Raw genomic sequence first — 16,478 nt, 5'->3', positions numbered from 1 at the left:
TCAGTTCCCCCGCGTGCCATCCGTGCGCTCGATGCGCACCACGTCGCCCTTGTCGCCGCCCAGGCGAAGTTCGGCCGCGCCGAACAGCCTGTCCACGATGTAGTACGGCGAACGGAAGCGGTAGTTGACGAGTTGGCCGTCACCCTGCGCGCCGATAACGAACAGCGGCGGCAGTTCGCCTTGGGCGATACCGGGCGGGAACTGGATATAGACCTTCTCGCCGTCGTCGAAGGCGCGCAGCGGCTTCCACGGCGGATTGCTGCCGCTGATCGCGTAGCGGAAGCGGATGTTCTCCAGCGACAAGCCGCTATCGACCGGAGCCGCCGCTTGTGCGGCCTGCACCTGACGCTGCAAGGCCAGCATCCGGTCTTTCGGATAGTCCCAGGACGCCGAGGCCATCCACGCCTTGTCGGTCGAGGTCAGCTCTATCAGGTAGGTGCGCCGGCTGGTGGTGATGACCAGATTCGTCTTGAGGCCCGAACGGATGGGCTTCACCAGCACGCTGACGCGCAGCTCATTGCCGGCGCCGCTGGACGCGTCGCCGACGATCCAGCGCACGGTGTCGCCGGCGGCTACCGTCACCAGTTCTTCGCCGGGTTGGAGCGAAATGACGGTGACGCGCCCCGGCGCGGCATAGACCTGATACAGCGCGCCATCGGTGAACGGCCAGACCTGAATCGCATTGACGTAGCCCTCGCGCGTGGGCGCGATGCGCGCCTCGGCGTTGGCGCGCGACACGCGCACGGTTTCGTCGGCGGGTTCCGGTGCGGGCTTGGTGTCGTCCGGCTCCGGCAGCGGCTTCATCTGCGCTGGCATCGGCAGCACCGTCGGCACCTCCACCACTTCGACCGGCTTGGGCGGTTCGGGCAGCGGCTGAGCCTGGACCGGCGCATCGAGCGAAATGCGCGGTGGCGGCTTGCCCTGCGAGGCGCAGCCCGACAGGGCCACGAGCGTCAGCACGAAAGCGTAAGTACGGAAATGCGAGTTCATGGTTTGGCTCCTTCGGACGCATCCAGCTCGCGGCTCCAGGACAGGCCGTTGACGTAGATGCCGAGCGGGTTCTTGCGCAGGCGTTGCTCAGTGCGCGGGGTTTGCTGGACGATGGAAACCACGGCGTTCCAGCGTTCGGTGCCAGCCGGTGCGCCGTTGACGAACCGTTGTTCCGTCCAGCGCACGTTGAACGAGGCATCGCTGGCACGCACGACGCTGGTGATCTGCACCGTCACCGACTGCTTGCCGACGCGCGCGAACGGATCGTTGGTGCGTGCGTACTCGTTGAGCACGGCCGCGCCGCGGTCGGTGGTGTAGTCGTAGGCGTCGAGCCAGTTCTGCCGCACCACGATGGGGTCGACGGAAAGCGAGCGAACCAGCGTGATGAAGTGCGCCAAGTGGTAGGCGATCTGCGCGTCGGCCGGCCGGTACGGCGTGGCGGCTTCGCCCACCGCGCGTACCTGGCCAGTCTTGTCCACTTCCACCACGTAGGGCGTGACGATGGACTGCGCCGAGCGCCAGACCAGGCCGCCGGCCATCAGCAGCGCGAGCACCAGGCAGCCGAAGGCCATCAGCCGCCAGTTCTTCGCCTGCACGCGAGCCGAGCCGATGCGCTCGTCCCACGCCTGCGCGGCGGTTTGATACGGGGTGGCAGGCTGCGGCGTATCGGCGTAGCGCACCTGCGGTCGCTTGAATCGCATCGCTCGTTCTCCTTATGAATCGGAATCGCCCAGGCTCGGTCCTTGTGCCGAGCCGCCGCCGTCTCCACCGCGCAGCGTGTGCGCGGCGGTGGTGGCGGCATGGGCAATCTGCTGGCGGCGATGCAGCCGCTTGGCCCACGCGGGTTGCTGTTGGCCGGCGGGATTGGTCGGGGCTTCTCCGCTGGCGGCTTGACCTGATGCGGCAGCACCGCCTGCGGGCCCAGCGCCGTCCGCGCGAAACGCGGCGGCAGCGCGTTGCCCGAACGAACGCACCCCGGCAGCGGCCTTCTGGCCGACTGCCTTGGCGCCGGTCTTGGCGACGTTTCCCAGGCCCGCCATTGCGCCTTTCGCGCCGCCGCCGGCAGCGGCAGAACCGGCTTGGAACGCCGATCGCGCACTACCAGCGGTTGAAGCAGCGGCACGCGCGCCGCTGGCGGCCATCTTCGCGGCGGCTGGCGCCATACGCGCCCCGGCCGCCACGGCACCGCCGACGCCGGTAGCAGCCGCGCCGACCGCGACGGCGGTTCCCGCTGCGCCCAGTGCTGCGCCGGCCATCGCGCCGGCACCGAGTTGCGGCCCGCCGGAAATCAACCCCGTGGCGATGCCCGGCCCGAAGATGCCGAGCGCCAGCAAGGCAAGCGAGGCCAGCATCACGACCAATGCGTGGTCGATGGACGGCTCGTCCGGCGTCACCTGGAACTCAGCGAACAGCCCCGTACCGATGCCGACGATGACGGCCAGCACCAGCACCTTGACCCCGGACGACACGACGTTGCCGAGCACCTTTTCGGCAAGGAACGCGGTCTTGTTCCAGAGTGCGAACGGCACCAGCACGAAGCCGGCGAGCGTGGTCAGCTTGAACTCGATCAGCGTGATGAAGAGTTGCACCGCCAGCACGAAGAAACAGACGATGACCACCAGCCAGGCGAGGAACATCACGACGATGGGCGTCATGTTGATGAACACTTCCGGGAAGCCGGCCATCTCGCTGATCTGGTCGAGGATGGGCATGCCGGCATCAATGCCGGTCTTGGCCAGCCGTCCCGGCTGCAGGAACGTCTCCATGCTCAGCGAACCGGTGGCGGTCATGCCCAGGCCCGCGAACGAGCGGAACACGATGCTGGCCAGCCAGTTGAAGTTGCCGATGATGTAGGCGAAGGCGCCGACGTAGAGCACCTTGCGGATGAGCTTGGTTATCACGTCCTCGCCCTGACCGGTGGCGTGGCCAAGCGCCCAATAGAGACCGGCCAAAGTCATGTCGATGGCCACCAGCGTCGCGGTCAGGAACGCGACTTCGCCGCGCAGCAGGCCGAAGCCGGAGTCGATGTAGGTGGAGAACGTGTTGAGGAAGCGATCGATGATGGCGACGTCGTTCATTGCCGGCCCTCCACTGCGGCGATGGGTTCGTCGAAGCTGGCCGGAATCGGCGGCAGGTCGGCGAGCGTCTGGTATTCGTCCGGGCCGGCCTGCCCGGAAAGGAAGCGGCGGAGGTCGGCTTGCGCGACCCGCGCGCAGAACGCGCCGTCCTGCTCGCCGCGGCGGCACTGCGCGGTGAGCGCGTGCAGCCGCGCCGGGTCGGCGGCGAGCGCATCGACCGACAGCGCCTGCGGCCGGCCGCAGCTGGCCAGCAGGCACGCGAAGGCGAACAGGACGGGCGCACGTTTCATGGCCGTGTCCGTCAGTTGCCGTAGAAGGTGACGGGCTGCGGCGTGTACGCCGTGCCCGTGCCGAGGAAGCGCCGCGTCACTTCGCGGCCACGTTCGACGGCGGCGGCCTGCCGTGCCAGTTCCAGCGCCGTCGCACGGCCCTGCGTGAGCTGGAGCTGCTGCGTCTGGATGGATTGCTTCGCCTGCAGGGCCAGAAGCTGGTTGGTCGCCTGCGTGGCTTGCAACGCGCCGGTCGCGGACTGGCTCTGGCTCACCAGGTCGGCCAGCACGCCCTCGTCGTCGGACAGGTTCTGCGACACCTGCGCCTGCATCTGCATCGCGGTCTGCAACCCGTTGAGCGTGTTCTGCCAACGTTGGCGCGCATCCTGGTACATCTGGTTGCCGCTTACGGTGGCGGCGTACTGCTCTGGATACAAACGCGCGAACTCGGCGTTCATGCTCTGCACCTCGAACGCCAGTCCCTGCGCCTGAGCGATCAGCCGTTCGGTGGTGGCGAGCGTCGAGCGCAACCGGTTGGCCACGTTGAACGGCAGGCTCGCCAGATTACGCTCCTGATTGGCGAGCATCTGCGCCTCGTTTTGGAGCTGGTTGATCTGGTTCTCGATCATTTCCATCGTGCGAATCGCGGTCAGCGTGTTCTGCACGAGGTTGGTCGGGTCGATGACGGTGATGGCCGACGCCGGCTGCGCGAGCAGCAGCGAGCCGGACAGCACGGCGGCAAGCGCCGTGGAAAGCACACGGGTTTTCATGGCGAAATCTCCTGGGGTTGACGAGCGAGAAAGGACGCGGCGGAGGGCGCGGACGGCAGCAGGTCGGCCGCCCAATCGAGGCCGCGATGACGCAACCAGGCGCCGGCGAAGCCGAAAGCGCCGGCATCGCGCAGCACGCCGTCGATGGCGCGCTGGTCTTGGGGCGTCGAAGCACCCGCGAATGCGAGTGCGACCGGCCCCAGGTCGAGGTCGAACAGGCGATTGCCTGTGCGAGATTGGTAGTAGTAGTCACGCTTGGGCTGCGCAGTCGCGACGATCTCGATCTGCCGGCTGTTGAGGCCGAAGCCTTCGTAGATCGTGCGAATCTGCAGCTCGGTGGCCTGCGGGTTCGGCAGGAAGATGCGGCTGGCGCAGCTCTCGATGATCGCCGGCGCGATGCTCGAATCCTTGATGTCGGCCAGCGACTGCGTGGCGAAGATGACGCTGACGTTCTTTTTGCGCAGCGTCTTGAGCCACTGGCGGATGCGCGCGGCAAATACCGGGTCGTCGAGAAACAGCCAGGATTCGTCGAGGATCAGCAGCGTCGGCGCACCGTCGAAACGCTCCTCGAAGCGCGCGAATAGATAGCCCAGCACGGCCAGTACCGCGGCCTTGCTGTGCATCAGCTCCTCCATCTCGAAGCACTGCACGTCGGCCGCGCCCAGACGGTCGTGGTCGGCGTCGAGCAGCTTGCCGTGCGCGCCGCCGAGCACGTAGGGCGAGAGCGCCTGGCGCAGCGCGTTCGACTGCAACAGCACCGACAGGCCCGTGAGCGTGCGCTGTTCGACTGGCGCACCGGCGAGACTGCCGAGTGCCGACCAGATGGCCACCTTCTCGTCGGGGCCGACGGCGACGCCTTCGTGCGACAGGCGGCCTTCGACCCACTCGGCCGCCCAGGTGCGATAGCCCTCCTGGTCGATGCGCGCGAGTGGCTGGAACGCGATCGCGCCATCGGCGCCGAGCTCGTAATACTCGCCACCGAGGCCCAGCGCCGTCGCCCGCATGGAGCGGCCCATGTCGAAGGCGAAGATGCGCGAACCGGGATAGCGGCGGAACTGCATCGCCAGCGTGGCGAGCAGGACGGACTTACCCATGCCGGTCGGGCCGGCGACCAGCGTGTGGCCCACGTCACCGACGTGCGTCACCAGCCGGAACGGCGTCGCGCCTTCGGTGCGGGTAACGATCAGCGGCGGGCCGTCGAGGTGGTCGTTCTTCTCCGGCCCGGCCCATACCGCCGACACCGGCATCAGGTGCGCCAGGTTCAGCGTCGAGACGATGGGCTGGCGCACGTTGGCGTAGGCGTTGCCCGGCACCGACGATAGCCACGCCTCCACGGAATTGAGGGTTTCGGGGATGGTCACGAAGCCGCGGCCCTGGATGACTCGCTCCACCCTGCGCAGCTTCTCGTCGGCCACGTCGGCGTCGACATCGAGCACCGTCACCGTGGCAGTGACGTAGCCGAAGGCCACTTGGTCGCTACCCAGCTCCTGCAGGGCGGCGTCCGCATCGGCAGCCTTGTTGCTGGCGTCGGTATCAACCAGCGGGCTTTCCTGCTGGAAGATCGTCTCGCGCAGCAGGGCCAGGACGTTCTTGCGCTTGGCGAACCACTGCCGACGCAGGCGGCCCAGCTCCTTCTCGGCCTCGGCCTTGTCCATGCACAGGAAGCGCGTGCTCCAGCGGTAGGCGAAGCCCAGCCGGTTGAGGTCATCGAGAATCCCCGGCCAGGTCGAGGTCGGAAAGCCACGCACCGTCACCACGCGCAGGTGTGCGTCGCCCAGCATCGGTGCAAGGCCGCCAACCAGCGGCATGTCAGCCAGCAGCGCATCGAGATGGAACGGCACAGCCGGCACGTCGATGCGGTAGCGCCGCGTCGAGACGGTCGTGTGCAGGTAGGTCAGCGTGTCGGCGTCGTCGAGCCAGTCGATTTCCGGCATCACGCCGTCGAGCAGGTCGAAGATGCGCCCGGTTTCCGCGACGAACGCGGTCAGGCGTTCGCGCCAATCCACGCCGGCGGTCGGTGTGTTCTCGTAGAGCAGCTTGGCCGCGCGGGCGCGGGACTCCTCCGGCGGCAGGTATTGCAGCGTGAGGTGATAGCCGCTCTCGAAGTGGTTGCCGTTCGACCGCGAAACGCTCCCTCGGAGCGTTTCGTCCTCGGTCTCACCCTCGAAGGTCGCGCGGCGTTCCTCGTCCACCAGCCAGGACAGCGGTTCGGGGAAATCCGAGTGCGGATAGTCCGCCGCCGGACGGCGCTCGGCCTCGACGAACAGCGCCCAGCCGGCACCGAGCCGGCGCAGCGCATTGTTCAAGCGCGCCGTCGTGGCGATCAGCTCGCCTTGCGTCGCGCTGTCGAGATCAGGCCCACGGAACCGCGCCGTGCGCTGGAACGAACCATCCTTGTTCAGCACCACGCCGGGCGCGACCAAACCAGCCCACGGCAGCCAGTCGGCGAGCAAGGCCGGGCGCTGGCGATATTCGGCGAGATTCAGCATCGCGGCGTCCTCCCGTCACACGTCCAGCAGCGGCTTGTGCTTGATGTGCCGGGCGAACACAGGCATGAACTGCGCATCGACGCGCGCGCCCCACACCGCCAGCGAATGGCCGACGATCCAGAGCACGACGCCGGGAATCCACAGTTGCAGGCCCAAGCCCACGGCGGCGGCCAGCGTGCCGTTGGCGATGGCCACGGTGCGCGGCGCGCCGCCCAACAGAATCGGCTCGGTCAGCGAGCGATGCAGCGGCACCTCGAAGCCCGGCAGGTCTATGGTCGCGCTCATACGACGGCCCCGCCGGAGAAGCTGAAGAACGACAGGAAGAACGAGGACGCCGCGAAGGCGATACTCAACCCGAAGACGATCTGGATGAGCTTGCGGAAACCGCCCGACGTGTCACCAAAGGCCAGCGCGAGGCCCGTGGCGATGATGATGATGACGGCGACGATGCGCGCGACCGGCCCCTGGATGGATTCGAGGATGGACTGCAGCGGCCCTTCCCAGGGCATCGAGGAGCCGGCGGCCTTCGCCGTGCCGGCTGTCATCAGCATCACGGCGGCCAGCAGCAGACCGTGATGCGCTGGCCCGGCCAAGCGGCGCAGGCGCGCCGAACACGAAGCCGGATTTACGGAAAGGCGGAAAGCAGGGGCATGCGTCTGCGTCATGGCAGTTCTCCAAGGTGGTCGGGGGACGGGAAAGACAGCGGTAGCTCGGGAAGCGGCGCCTCCAGCGCGTCCGCCAGGCGGTAGCCCACGCCGTCGAAGCCAAGGACGCGGGCGATGCTCTCGATGCGGCGCTGGCGGCCGCGACCGGCGATGTGGATCACGACGTTGACGGCCTCGGCGATGAGCGCCCGCGGCGGATTCACGGCCACTTCGAGAATCAGTTGCTCTAGGCGCAGGAGCGCGCCCAGCGCGGAGCCGGCATGGATCGTGGCGATGCCGCCGGGGTGGCCGGTGCCCCATACCTTGATGAGATCCAGCGCCTCGCCGCCGCGTACCTCGCCGACGATCACGCGGTCGGGGCGCAGGCGCATCGTGGCGCGCACCAGCTCGGTCATGGACACGACGCCGGCGCGCGTGCGCAGCGGCACGTGGTCGCGCGCCGCGCATTGCAGTTCCACCGTGTCTTCGAGCACCAGCACGCGGTCGCCGGTGGCGGCGATTTCCGCGAGCAGAGCATTGGCAAGCGTGGTCTTGCCGGTGCTGGTGCCACCGGCAATCAGGACGTTCTGCCGCTCGCGTACCGCGCCGCGCAGGAACGCAGCCTGCTCGACGGTCATCATCCCATCGGTGACGTAGCGCTCCAGCGGGATGACGCCAACCGCACGCTTGCGCAACGCGAAGGCCGGCCCCGGCGCGGCCGGTGGCAGGATGCCCTCGAAGCGCTCGCCCGTTTCCGGCAATTCGGCGGTCAACAGCGGCTGGCCACGATGCACTTCCGCACCGACGTGGGCGGCGACCAGACGGATGATGCGTTCGCCGTCCGCCTCGGACAGCTCCGCGCCAAGCGGCGCGCGACCCGACGACAGCCGATCAACCCAGAGCGTGTGGTCGGGGTTGAGCATGATTTCCACCACGTCCGGGTCTTCCAGCGCGGCGGCGATCAGCGGCCCCATCGCCGTGCGCAACATGCGGATGCGCCGGTCGAGCGACGTGGTAGTAAAGGACTGCGGTACGGCGCTCATGACGCACGCTCCTGCGCCTCGGCCAGCGCCGCCGCATCGTCCAGCCGTGCCGTATCCGGCTGCAGTTCCTCCACCACGTCGCGCACCAGGCTGCGCCCACGCAGCAGGTGGCGGCCAAGCTGTTCGACGAACTGCTCGAAGCGCGCCTTGCCCTGTGCACGGGCCGCTTCCTGATGGGCTTCGGGCACCGGCGTGCTGACCGTCAGGAAATAGCGGACGAACAGCGCCAGCGTCTCAATCTCGATGTTCTGGTCGCGCTCCAGACGCTCGAACTGGCGCGACAGCCGGTCGAGCCGCTTGGCGATGGCGGCTTCGCGCTGGTCGCCCGCGTCGGGCGACAGCCAGGACGCCAGCGCCGCCGCGACGATGGACGACTTGGACACGCCTTTCTTGGCAGCCAGTTCGTCCAGGCGCTTGGCGTGCTCGGGCGGAATGAACAGGTTGAGACGGTACTGGCTCATAGCTGGATTCCGTCGTCGGGGTCGAGGGACGCCAGCCGAGCCGTGCGCTGCATGGCCGGGTCTAGTTGGCGAGGAAGCGGCAACGGCAGGGCGTCGTCATCGAGCAGCGCCAGGTCGTTGTCGGCCGGCCGCGGTTCGGGGCTGTACTCGGCGACCTCGGATAGCTCCGGCTGCCGGCGCGGGCCGCCGTCATCCGCGGTGCCGGTGTCGTCGTCCACCAGGCCGACGGTGGCGGACGCAGCCGGAACGGCGGGGATGGCCAGCCCGCTCCAGTTGTCGGGCCGGGCTGGCGGCGCATCCAAGTAGCGCCCGGCAGCAAGTGCGGGCGGTGGGAGCACGCGCCGCTTGAAGTTGGCATCAGCGTAGTAACGCAGCTTCATCGCCTTGATGGGGGCCACGCTGGACACCATCACCACGGCCTCGTCGGGCGGGAGCTGCATCACCTCGCCCGGCGTCAACAGCGGTCGCGCCGTTTCCTGCCGCGACACCATCAGGTGGCCCAGCCACGGTGCCAGCCGATGTCCGGCGTAGTTGCGCTGCGCGCGCAGCTCCGTGGCCGTGCCCAGCGTTTCGGAGATGCGCTTGGCCGTGCGTTCATCATTAGTGGCGAACGTCACCCGGACATGACAGTTGTCGAGGATGGAATGGTTCTGGCCGTAGGCCTTGTCGATCTGGTTGAGCGACTGCGCGATGAGGAAGCTGCGAATGCCGTAGCCGGCCATGAACGCCAACGCCGTCTCGAAGAAATCGAGTCGGCCCAGCGCCGGGAACTCGTCGAGCATCAACAGCAGTTTGTGGCGGCGCGCGATGCCGTCACTGCCGTCTAGCGATTCGGTCAGGCGCCGTCCAACCTGATTGAGGATCAGGCGCACCAGCGGCTTGGTGCGACTGATGTCGGACGGCGGCACGACGAGATATAGCGAGACGGGATGCTCGGATGCGATCAGGTCGGCGATGCGCCAGTCGCAGCGTGAGGTGACTTCGGCCACCGTCGGGTCGCGGTACAGGCCGAGGAACGACATGGCGGTGGACAGCACGCCCGATCGCTCGTTGTCGCTCTTGTTGAGAACTTCGCGCGCGGCCGAGGCCACCACCGGATGCGACGCATCCCCCAAGTGCCGCGTCGTCATCATCCGGTGCAGCGTCAGCTCGAACGGGCATGCTGGATCGCTGAGGAAATTGGCGACGCCGCGCAGCGTCTTGTCCTCTCCCGCGTAGAGCACGTGCAGGATGGCGCCGACCAGCAGCGCATGCGAGGTCTTCTCCCAATGGTTGCGGCGCTCCAGCGCCCCTTCGGGGTCAACGAGAATGTCGGCAATGTTCTGCACGTCGCGCACTTCATGCGCGCCGCGTCGGACTTCGAGCAGCGGGTTGTAGGCCGCTGACTTCACATCGGTGGGGTTGAACAGCAGGCAATGCGAGAAGCGCGAGCGCCAGCCAGCGGTGATCTGCCAGTTCTCACCCTTGATGTCGTGAACGACGGCGGACGCCGGCCAGCTCAACAGCGTCGGCACCACCAGGCCGACGCCCTTGCCCGAGCGCGTCGGCGCGAAGGTCAGGACGTGTTCCGGCCCTTCATGCCGGAGGTATTGGCCGCGATGCAGACCGAGGAAAACGCCGGCCGGCTTATCGAGACCCGCCTTGCGAATGTCGGCGGCTTCGGCCCAGCGCGCCGAGCCGTAGGTCGTGACCAGCTTCGACTGCCGCGAACGCCAGACTGACATCGCGATAGCGATCACTACGGCCACCAGACCACTACCGCCCGCGATGGCGCCGCCGGTGTCGAAGACGCGCGGCGCATAGGCGCCGTAGAAGTACCACCACTCGAAGAGCCGCCAAGGGAGATAGACCGGCGTGCCGAAGAAATCGAACCAGGGCGAGCCCAGGCGTACTTGATAGCCCAGGGCGGCGGCTGTCCATTGTGTGGCGCCCCACACGCCGGCGATCACGATGCCCAACACGACACCGATTTGCCCGAACAGCACACCTTGACCCTGCATCCCGGCCTCCGCTTTCTCCCGTGTGGCATGCGGCACACAAAGGCGTGCCACACCCGCGAGAATCGAGGTCAGGTAAAGGGCCGGTCAAAGACCGTTATCGGGACAAAGGTCGAGGAAAAAGCAAGATTTCGCGCGAGGGCTAATAGCAGGAAGACGCCGCAAGCTTGGGCACATTGCGGCGTATCGGGCGAGGAAGCGGAAACCCGTGCCTATTCGCCCACGATCAGAATTTCGGCTGCTCTTTCGGCGGCGTGTATCGGGTTTCGCCATCACCCATAAAGCGCCGATTCGTCGCCTCGGCCACGCGGTTGCATAGTTCGTCGCCCAGCTTGGCGCGGTCTGTCTTGCACCGCTGTCGCAGTTCCTTCAGGCGTTCGGGATTGGCGGCGAGCGATTCCGCCGTTTCGATTGGCGCGGACTTGCCACTCGTCTCGGTTGGCTCTGGTTTGCTGCACGCCGCCAGCGTTGCAGCAAGCAGAAGTGGGATGATCCTCTTCATGGCTCAATCTCCTCAGGTGGGTCAGTTCGTTCTCGCACAGCAGAGGTTTTTCCTCTTGGTGGTTCAATGGCATAGACTCGTTCGATGAAACGAGCCAAGGCATCCGACGGCTCCCTATCCATGCGCAACAGGTAAGTCGTGAGCACGTGCGAACGGTCAGCAAGTGGACGGGCAACCACGCTTGGTTCGCGGCCTGCGGCAATCTGCGACGCGCCTGCCAATCCCAGCGCAAAACCTGCCGATACCAGGGTCATCATCAGATCGAACGACGCCACTCGTTCGGCGATCAACGGCTCCAGACTCGATTGACGCAAAGCGCGATCAACTTGCCGGGCGTGTCCTTCGCATGCTTGCGGATCGCAGAGTGCCAAGGGATAGCGCAGCATCTCGTCCAGAGGTATGCGCTTGTAGGCGAGCAACGGATGACGTGCAGGCACCGCCACCATCAATGGATCATGCCAGATCGGTTCTGCAAGAAGTCCATCACCTGCTTCATCCAACTGAGCAAAGCCCACGTCGTAGAGATCTTCGTACAGTCCCTTGATCTGCTGCGACAAGGGAATCTCGGTCAAGCGAATCTCGATCTCAGGCTCTTCCTGTCGGCAAAGTGCCAAGAGGGCCGAGAAGCAGGTAGGCGTGATGCCGTCAGACAAAGCGATGCGCAATTGGCCGTGAAAGCCGTTGGCGGCGGCTTTCACACTGTCACGAGCCTGCTGCAGCGAGGCAAATACACGAGGCACGTGTTCCAGGAACATTCGGCCCGCGCGCGTCAGTCGGGTACTGCGGGTGGTGCGGGCGAATAGCTGAACGCCAAGATCCTCTTCTAGTTCTTTGATGGCACGCGAAAGCGGCGACTGCTCAATGTGCAGTTTCTCAGCCGCCCGCGCGAAGTGAAGCTCTTCCGCCACTGCCATGAAGCATCGCAGATGCCTGATCTCCATCGCGCAATCCATTCTTTGGTCGCGGCCGCCCCCAGCCAGCGGTGGCGATCGCCTTGGTTGGAAAAGGACAAGGTGGTTGGCAAGCTCTGTTTTGTACTGTATAGTACAGTACATATTGAGAGCAAACAAAGGCAAACCGACTTGGCTGACAAAGAGCGAACCCTCCCTCCCAAGCACCGGACTGCGAAGGGGGCTCAGCGCCTGCGGGATCTAACTTCCGTGGCGGCGGAACTGTTTCTCGAGCGCGGCTTCGATGGCGTTGCCGTGGATGACCTGATCGATCGCGTCGGCGGCTCGCGCAGCACCATCTACAGCCACTTCGGCGGCAAGGAAGGCTTGTTCAAGGAGGCGATGACCCGCCTGTGCGCGGAAGTGGCGAAGCCGCTGGAACAGCTAAACATCACCGGGCAACCCGCGGATGTGCTTCCACGGCTGGGCAGGCAGTTGCTGAAATCGGCGCTGTCGCCACGCACCTTGGCGCTGCACCGGTTGTTGGTCAACGAGGGGCGGCGCTTTCCCGATGTCGCACAAGCAATGTGGGACGTCAGCTACGGCAAGGCCGTAAGCATTCTCGCTGCATGGATCGCGCAACAGCAACAGCAGCAGCTGCCTGGACAGGGGCTCTCAAGCGCGGTGCCTGCCCAGTCGCTGGCCGAACAGTTCATCAGCATGGTGGCCAGCAACGCCAAGCTGCGCGCAGCCTCGGGTTTGGCCTCCGCTCCGTTGTCCGATGGCGAGGTCGACGAGATCGTCGACCAAGCCGTCAGTACTTTCCTCCACGGCGCATCCCTCGGGGCGCCCAAGTAGCAGGAGACGAACTATGAACACTCAAGGCAAGAATCCGACCGAATCCAACAGCATGAATGGAGAAAGCGCCAGTGGAAGTGCCCCGTCACTGTCGGGAAAGCATTGGGCGCAACCACAATTCTTCAATGACAACGTCCTGATTGATGCATTGATCAAACACACGTTGAGCCTGATGCCCTACGGCATGACCGATTTCGGTGAAGTCATGGACGTCGTGTACCAGCTCAACGGCAGCGATGAAGAATCCTGGATCAATGCGTGGGCCACCTTGGCCAGCCGGCTGCAAGACAGGGCTGAAGAAGCGGAAAGGAAAGACAAGCGGGTTACTGCATCGACCGCTTACCTCCGCGCTTCGACTTACTGGCGCGGCGCACTGCTGTACTTCAGCCGGTTCGAAGATAAGCGCATGCGTGAGTATGCAGTCGCCAGCTCCACCTGCTACGAGCGCTATATAAAGCTGTCCGGCTACCCCGGTGAGCGCATTGAAATCCCGTACGAGGGCAGCTTTCTTCCCGGCTATTTCTACAGGTCACCCCACGCGGAAGAAAAGGCTCCGCTGCTGATCGTCACGCCCGGTCGGGATACTTGGGCCGAAGACACGCGATGGGTTTGCGAGGGCGCGCTTCAGCGCGGCATTCATTGTCTTACCTACGATGGTCCAGGCCAGGGATTCGCACTGAGGTTGAACAATCTCACGTTCCGCCCGGACTGGGAGAGGGTCGTCAGCCCACTGATCGACTTTGCGCTGGAAAAGTTCTCCGAGATCGATGCGTCCAACATCGCGTTGATGGGCTTGAGTTTCGGCGGCTATCTGGCACCCCGCGCCGCCGCGTTCGACAAACGCATCAAGCTCTGCATCACTGACCCCGGCAACATCAGCTGGGGGCGCGAGATCATCAAGCAACTGGAACATTTCGCTAACCGGCCGCTGGCCGAGCTTCCTGAGCAGCTGCGGAATCTGGTGAGTGACTACGCCTGGAAGCACGGCGTGCCCAACTCGATCAAGGATGTAGTGCAGGCCCTCCAGCCCTATGACAACTCGGCCATTCTGGACCAAGTGACCTGCGAAACGTTCGTCCTGGACGGCACCGGCGAGGTCTTCCACGGCGCCAAGAAGTTCTATGACGCCTTGCAGTGCCCCAAGGAATACCTGTTGTTCGACGAAACGTCGACGGCGCAGTCGCACTGCCAGATTGGGGGCTACGCCACGGCCACCGAATACATCTTCGACCGGGTCGCCGAGCGGCTTGGACGCGCTTGACTCGCGCCTCGCGCGTATTCCAACTTCACAGGAGAACGTAATGAACACGTCCGCTGCCAATCCCAACGAGTTCCGCCTTGGCGGGGATCTTCCCATCAACCGGCTTGGCTTCGGTGCCATGCGCCTGCCGTGCAATGGTTTTCGCGGCCCGGCGCGCGACCCGGAAACTGGACGCGCGGTGCTGCGCCGGGCCGTGGAACTCGGTGTCAACCTGATCGACACCGCAGAGTTCTACCAGAGCAGCGATGGTTCGGTACGCGCAAATCCACTCATCCGAGAGGCGCTGCATCCCTATCACTCCGGCTTGGTGATCGCGACCAAGGTCGGCGTCGTGTTCAACACGGAGGGCAGCCATCGGCCCGCCACGGGCGCCGATATGCGCAGGCTTGTCGAAGAGAATCTGGCCAGCCTGGGGCTGGATCGCCTCGACCTGGTGTACCTGCGCATCGGCGAAATGACGGTGCCGCACGGCGAGTCGCTGGCCGAGCGCTTCGAAGCCTTGGCCAAGCTGCGCGAGGAAGGGCTCATCCGGCACCTTGGCATCAGCAATGTCGACATCGAGCACCTCGCCCAGGCGCGCTCGATCGCGCCTGTGGCGGCGGTTCAGAACCACTTCCACCTCGGCAAGCGCGACGACATCAGCCTGTTGAACGCATGCGCTGCCGATGGCATTGCCTTCTGCCCGTTCTTCCCGCTGGGCGGCGGCTTGCAAAGGCTCGACGACGGGCGGCTGGTGCGCATCGCCGCCCGGCATGGCGCCACCACCGCCCAGATCGCCCTGGCTTGGTTGCTGGCCTACTCTCCGGTGATGCTCGCCATTCCCGGTACAGGTGCCATCGCGCATCTGGAAGAGAACATCGCAGCCGGCAACATCCACCTGACGAAAGAAGACCATGCCGAATTGGCGTAAATCGGGGCGTCGCCCTTGGGCCTCTCGCCTGTTCGGAATTCTTGCGCTGGCGGCGCTTGCCTTGGCCGCCTCCAGCCTGTTGGGCGCTTGCACGACGGCGCCAAAGGTCGATGGGCCAATTGCTTCGGTGAGTTTCGACGACTACCGAAGCGAAACGCTCATGGCAATGCGCGCTGCGCGCAATTTCCAGCTGCCCGACGAGGAAGCGGAATTGCAGTGGAACGGTCCGCAGGAGTGGCGCCCCGCTTCACAAGGCATGGATGCGCCGCCACAAAAAGGCATTCTGTTGGTCCACGGACTGGGCGACTCGCCCTGGTCGTTCCATGACGTCGCGCATGCATTGGCCGCACAGGGATTTCTCGTGCGCACGGTACTCCTTCCCGGGCACGGCACGCGCCCCGACGACCTGCTGGCCGTGACGGCCGAGCAATGGCAGCGCATCGTCCAGGAGCAGACGCTGGCGCTTGAGAACGATGTCGACGGACCGGTGTACCTGGGCGGGTTCTCCACCGGCGCCAACCTGGTGTTGGAGTACGCCTACGGCCATCCAGAGATCGCGGGCCTGGTGCTGTTCTCGCCCGGTTTCAAAAGCATGCCGTTCGACTGGGTTGCGCCGCTGGCTGCGCTGGTCCGTCCCTGGCTGATGAGCCCCAATGGCTCGTTCCCCATGCAAACCCCAGTGCGATACATGAACGTGCCGACCAACGGATACGCGCAGTTCTATCGCACCAGCGTCATCGCGCGGCGTCTGCTGCGCGAGCGGACCTACGACAAGCCAGTCTTCATGGTGGTCGCGCAGCACGATTCCGTTCTCGATACGGACTACCTGCTCGATGTCTTCCAGCGTCGTTTCACGAATCCGCAAAGCCGGTTGATCTGGTACGGAACGAAACCGAAGGCATTGACCGACGCTGCACGCATCCTGATCCGAGGCGACCGGCTTCCTGAGCAGCACATCAGCCAGTTTTCGCACATGGGCCTGATGTTCTCACCGGCCAATCCGCTCTATGGCGACAAGGGCAGCCTTCGCATCTGTCTGAACGGTCAAGCCGAACGCGTGGCTCAAGCTTGCGAACAGGGAGCGCCCGTGTGGTACTCGGATTGGGGCTACCGCGAGGACGGCAAGGTCCACGCGAGGCTCACGTTCAATCCGTACTTCGATTGGCAGACTTCGGTCATGTTGGCCACGCTGGGCAACGAGGAGAGTCCTCGGACTGCCGTCACCAACATCGCCGGGGACTCCAATGCCTCGGCAAGTTCGAACCCATAGCCCCATAGAAGCAGCCAGACGGCCGCAATCAACCAGCAAACGGAAG

The 16,478-nt window shown here is 65.4% G+C and carries 17 protein-coding genes; 4 read left to right on the top strand and 13 right to left on the bottom strand.

Going from position 1 to position 16,478, the window contains the following annotated elements; all coding sequences use genetic code 11:
- The 13 genes from trbG to BN1263_RS16100 form a co-directional block, all read right to left on the bottom strand.
- The gene (gene trbG / locus BN1263_RS16160) at window positions 1-990 is read right to left on the bottom strand and encodes a P-type conjugative transfer protein TrbG (protein WP_058982554.1); all 990 of its coding nucleotides are present in this window, start codon (window positions 988-990) and stop codon (window positions 1-3) included.
- Window positions 987-1,691: a conjugal transfer protein TrbF gene (gene trbF / locus BN1263_RS16155; RefSeq protein ID WP_058982553.1), complete on the bottom strand. Its 705-nt coding sequence runs from the start codon at window positions 1,689-1,691 to the stop codon at window positions 987-989. Before trbF ends, trbG begins: the two co-directional genes overlap by 4 nt.
- Before the next feature lie 12 nt (window positions 1,692-1,703).
- A complete protein-coding gene (gene trbL / locus BN1263_RS16150; RefSeq protein WP_058982551.1) occupies window positions 1,704-3,068 on the bottom strand; it encodes a P-type conjugative transfer protein TrbL in 1,365 nt (454 codons plus the stop codon).
- The gene (locus BN1263_RS16145) at window positions 3,065-3,358 is read right to left on the bottom strand and encodes an EexN family lipoprotein (protein WP_058982549.1); all 294 of its coding nucleotides are present in this window, start codon (window positions 3,356-3,358) and stop codon (window positions 3,065-3,067) included. The genes trbL and BN1263_RS16145 overlap by 4 nt, the downstream gene beginning before the upstream one ends.
- An 11-nt stretch (window positions 3,359-3,369) precedes the next feature.
- Window positions 3,370-4,107 (bottom strand): P-type conjugative transfer protein TrbJ, encoded by a 738-nt coding sequence (gene trbJ, locus BN1263_RS16140; RefSeq protein WP_058982547.1) that lies wholly within the window; start codon window positions 4,105-4,107, stop codon window positions 3,370-3,372.
- The gene (gene trbE / locus BN1263_RS16135; RefSeq protein ID WP_058982545.1) at window positions 4,104-6,596 is read right to left on the bottom strand and encodes a conjugal transfer protein TrbE; all 2,493 of its coding nucleotides are present in this window, start codon (window positions 6,594-6,596) and stop codon (window positions 4,104-4,106) included. The genes trbJ and trbE overlap by 4 nt, the downstream gene beginning before the upstream one ends.
- 15 nt (window positions 6,597-6,611) lie before the next feature.
- Entirely contained in the window at window positions 6,612-6,881 is a 270-nt protein-coding gene (locus BN1263_RS16130; RefSeq protein WP_058982544.1) for a VirB3 family type IV secretion system protein, read from the bottom strand.
- Complete coding sequence (locus tag BN1263_RS16125) at window positions 6,878-7,261, bottom strand: TrbC/VirB2 family type IV secretion system protein (RefSeq protein WP_058982542.1); 384 nt, start codon at window positions 7,259-7,261, stop codon at window positions 6,878-6,880. The genes BN1263_RS16130 and BN1263_RS16125 overlap by 4 nt, the downstream gene beginning before the upstream one ends.
- Window positions 7,258-8,283 (bottom strand): P-type conjugative transfer ATPase TrbB, encoded by a 1,026-nt coding sequence (gene trbB / locus BN1263_RS16120; RefSeq protein ID WP_058982540.1) that lies wholly within the window; start codon window positions 8,281-8,283, stop codon window positions 7,258-7,260. The genes BN1263_RS16125 and trbB overlap by 4 nt, the downstream gene beginning before the upstream one ends.
- Window positions 8,280-8,744, bottom strand: coding sequence for a ribbon-helix-helix protein, CopG family (locus tag BN1263_RS16115; RefSeq protein ID WP_058982538.1), 465 nt, complete (start codon window positions 8,742-8,744; stop codon window positions 8,280-8,282). Before BN1263_RS16115 ends, trbB begins: the two co-directional genes overlap by 4 nt.
- Window positions 8,741-10,744 (bottom strand): conjugal transfer protein TraG, encoded by a 2,004-nt coding sequence (locus BN1263_RS16110; protein ID WP_058982536.1) that lies wholly within the window; start codon window positions 10,742-10,744, stop codon window positions 8,741-8,743. Before BN1263_RS16110 ends, BN1263_RS16115 begins: the two co-directional genes overlap by 4 nt.
- Window positions 10,745-10,967: 223 nt before the next feature.
- On the bottom strand, window positions 10,968-11,243 hold the full coding sequence (locus BN1263_RS16105) for an EexN family lipoprotein (RefSeq protein ID WP_058982534.1): 276 nt from the start codon (window positions 11,241-11,243) through the stop codon (window positions 10,968-10,970).
- Window positions 11,240-12,184, bottom strand: a complete 945-nt coding sequence (locus BN1263_RS16100) for a LysR family transcriptional regulator (protein WP_058982533.1) — start codon at window positions 12,182-12,184, stop codon at window positions 11,240-11,242. Before BN1263_RS16100 ends, BN1263_RS16105 begins: the two co-directional genes overlap by 4 nt.
- Before the next feature lie 219 nt (window positions 12,185-12,403).
- On the opposite strand from BN1263_RS16100, the gene BN1263_RS16095 reads away from it, so the two are divergent.
- Genes BN1263_RS16095 through BN1263_RS16080 form a run of 4 tightly spaced genes read left to right on the top strand, consistent with a single transcriptional unit; the run spans window position 12,404 to window position 16,432 of the window.
- The gene (locus tag BN1263_RS16095) at window positions 12,404-12,991 is read left to right on the top strand and encodes a TetR/AcrR family transcriptional regulator (RefSeq protein ID WP_260832979.1); all 588 of its coding nucleotides are present in this window, start codon (window positions 12,404-12,406) and stop codon (window positions 12,989-12,991) included.
- Window positions 12,992-13,004: 13 nt separating this feature from the next.
- On the top strand, window positions 13,005-14,252 hold the full coding sequence (locus BN1263_RS16090) for an alpha/beta hydrolase family protein (RefSeq protein ID WP_080398854.1): 1,248 nt from the start codon (window positions 13,005-13,007) through the stop codon (window positions 14,250-14,252).
- A gap of 40 nt (window positions 14,253-14,292) precedes the next feature.
- Window positions 14,293-15,162 carry an aldo/keto reductase gene (locus BN1263_RS16085; protein WP_058982528.1) on the top strand — a complete coding sequence of 290 codons (870 nt, stop codon included), beginning with the start codon at window positions 14,293-14,295 and terminating at the stop codon, window positions 15,160-15,162.
- A complete protein-coding gene (locus BN1263_RS16080; protein ID WP_080398853.1) occupies window positions 15,146-16,432 on the top strand; it encodes an alpha/beta hydrolase in 1,287 nt (428 codons plus the stop codon). Before BN1263_RS16085 ends, BN1263_RS16080 begins: the two co-directional genes overlap by 17 nt.
- The last annotated feature ends 46 nt before the right edge of the window (window positions 16,433-16,478 follow it).

Source organism: Stenotrophomonas thermophila (genome assembly GCF_001499715.1).
Lineage (GTDB): Bacteria > Pseudomonadota > Gammaproteobacteria > Xanthomonadales > Xanthomonadaceae > Stenotrophomonas > Stenotrophomonas hibiscicola.
This window is presented reverse-complemented; position numbering and strand designations above follow the sequence as displayed.

Bases quoted from the DNA above. Each gene is read 5' to 3' on its own strand.
- trbG (WP_058982554.1), bottom strand. From the start codon at position 990: ATGAACTCGCATTTCCGTACTTACGCTTTCGTGCTGACGCTCGTGGCC.
- trbF (WP_058982553.1), bottom strand. From the start codon at position 1,691: ATGCGATTCAAGCGACCGCAGGTGCGCTACGCCGATACGCCGCAGCCT.
- trbL (WP_058982551.1), bottom strand. From the start codon at position 3,068: ATGAACGACGTCGCCATCATCGATCGCTTCCTCAACACGTTCTCCACC.
- BN1263_RS16145 (WP_058982549.1), bottom strand. From the start codon at position 3,358: ATGAAACGTGCGCCCGTCCTGTTCGCCTTCGCGTGCCTGCTGGCCAGC.
- trbJ (WP_058982547.1), bottom strand. From the start codon at position 4,107: ATGAAAACCCGTGTGCTTTCCACGGCGCTTGCCGCCGTGCTGTCCGGC.
- trbE (WP_058982545.1), bottom strand. From the start codon at position 6,596: ATGCTGAATCTCGCCGAATATCGCCAGCGCCCGGCCTTGCTCGCCGAC.
- BN1263_RS16130 (WP_058982544.1), bottom strand. From the start codon at position 6,881: ATGAGCGCGACCATAGACCTGCCGGGCTTCGAGGTGCCGCTGCATCGC.
- BN1263_RS16125 (WP_058982542.1), bottom strand. From the start codon at position 7,261: ATGACGCAGACGCATGCCCCTGCTTTCCGCCTTTCCGTAAATCCGGCT.
- trbB (WP_058982540.1), bottom strand. From the start codon at position 8,283: ATGAGCGCCGTACCGCAGTCCTTTACTACCACGTCGCTCGACCGGCGC.
- BN1263_RS16115 (WP_058982538.1), bottom strand. From the start codon at position 8,744: ATGAGCCAGTACCGTCTCAACCTGTTCATTCCGCCCGAGCACGCCAAG.
- BN1263_RS16110 (WP_058982536.1), bottom strand. From the start codon at position 10,744: ATGCAGGGTCAAGGTGTGCTGTTCGGGCAAATCGGTGTCGTGTTGGGC.
- BN1263_RS16105 (WP_058982534.1), bottom strand. From the start codon at position 11,243: ATGAAGAGGATCATCCCACTTCTGCTTGCTGCAACGCTGGCGGCGTGC.
- BN1263_RS16100 (WP_058982533.1), bottom strand. From the start codon at position 12,184: ATGGAGATCAGGCATCTGCGATGCTTCATGGCAGTGGCGGAAGAGCTT.
- BN1263_RS16090 (WP_080398854.1), top strand. From the start codon at position 13,005: ATGAACACTCAAGGCAAGAATCCGACCGAATCCAACAGCATGAATGGA.
- BN1263_RS16085 (WP_058982528.1), top strand. From the start codon at position 14,293: ATGAACACGTCCGCTGCCAATCCCAACGAGTTCCGCCTTGGCGGGGAT.
- BN1263_RS16080 (WP_080398853.1), top strand. From the start codon at position 15,146: ATGCCGAATTGGCGTAAATCGGGGCGTCGCCCTTGGGCCTCTCGCCTG.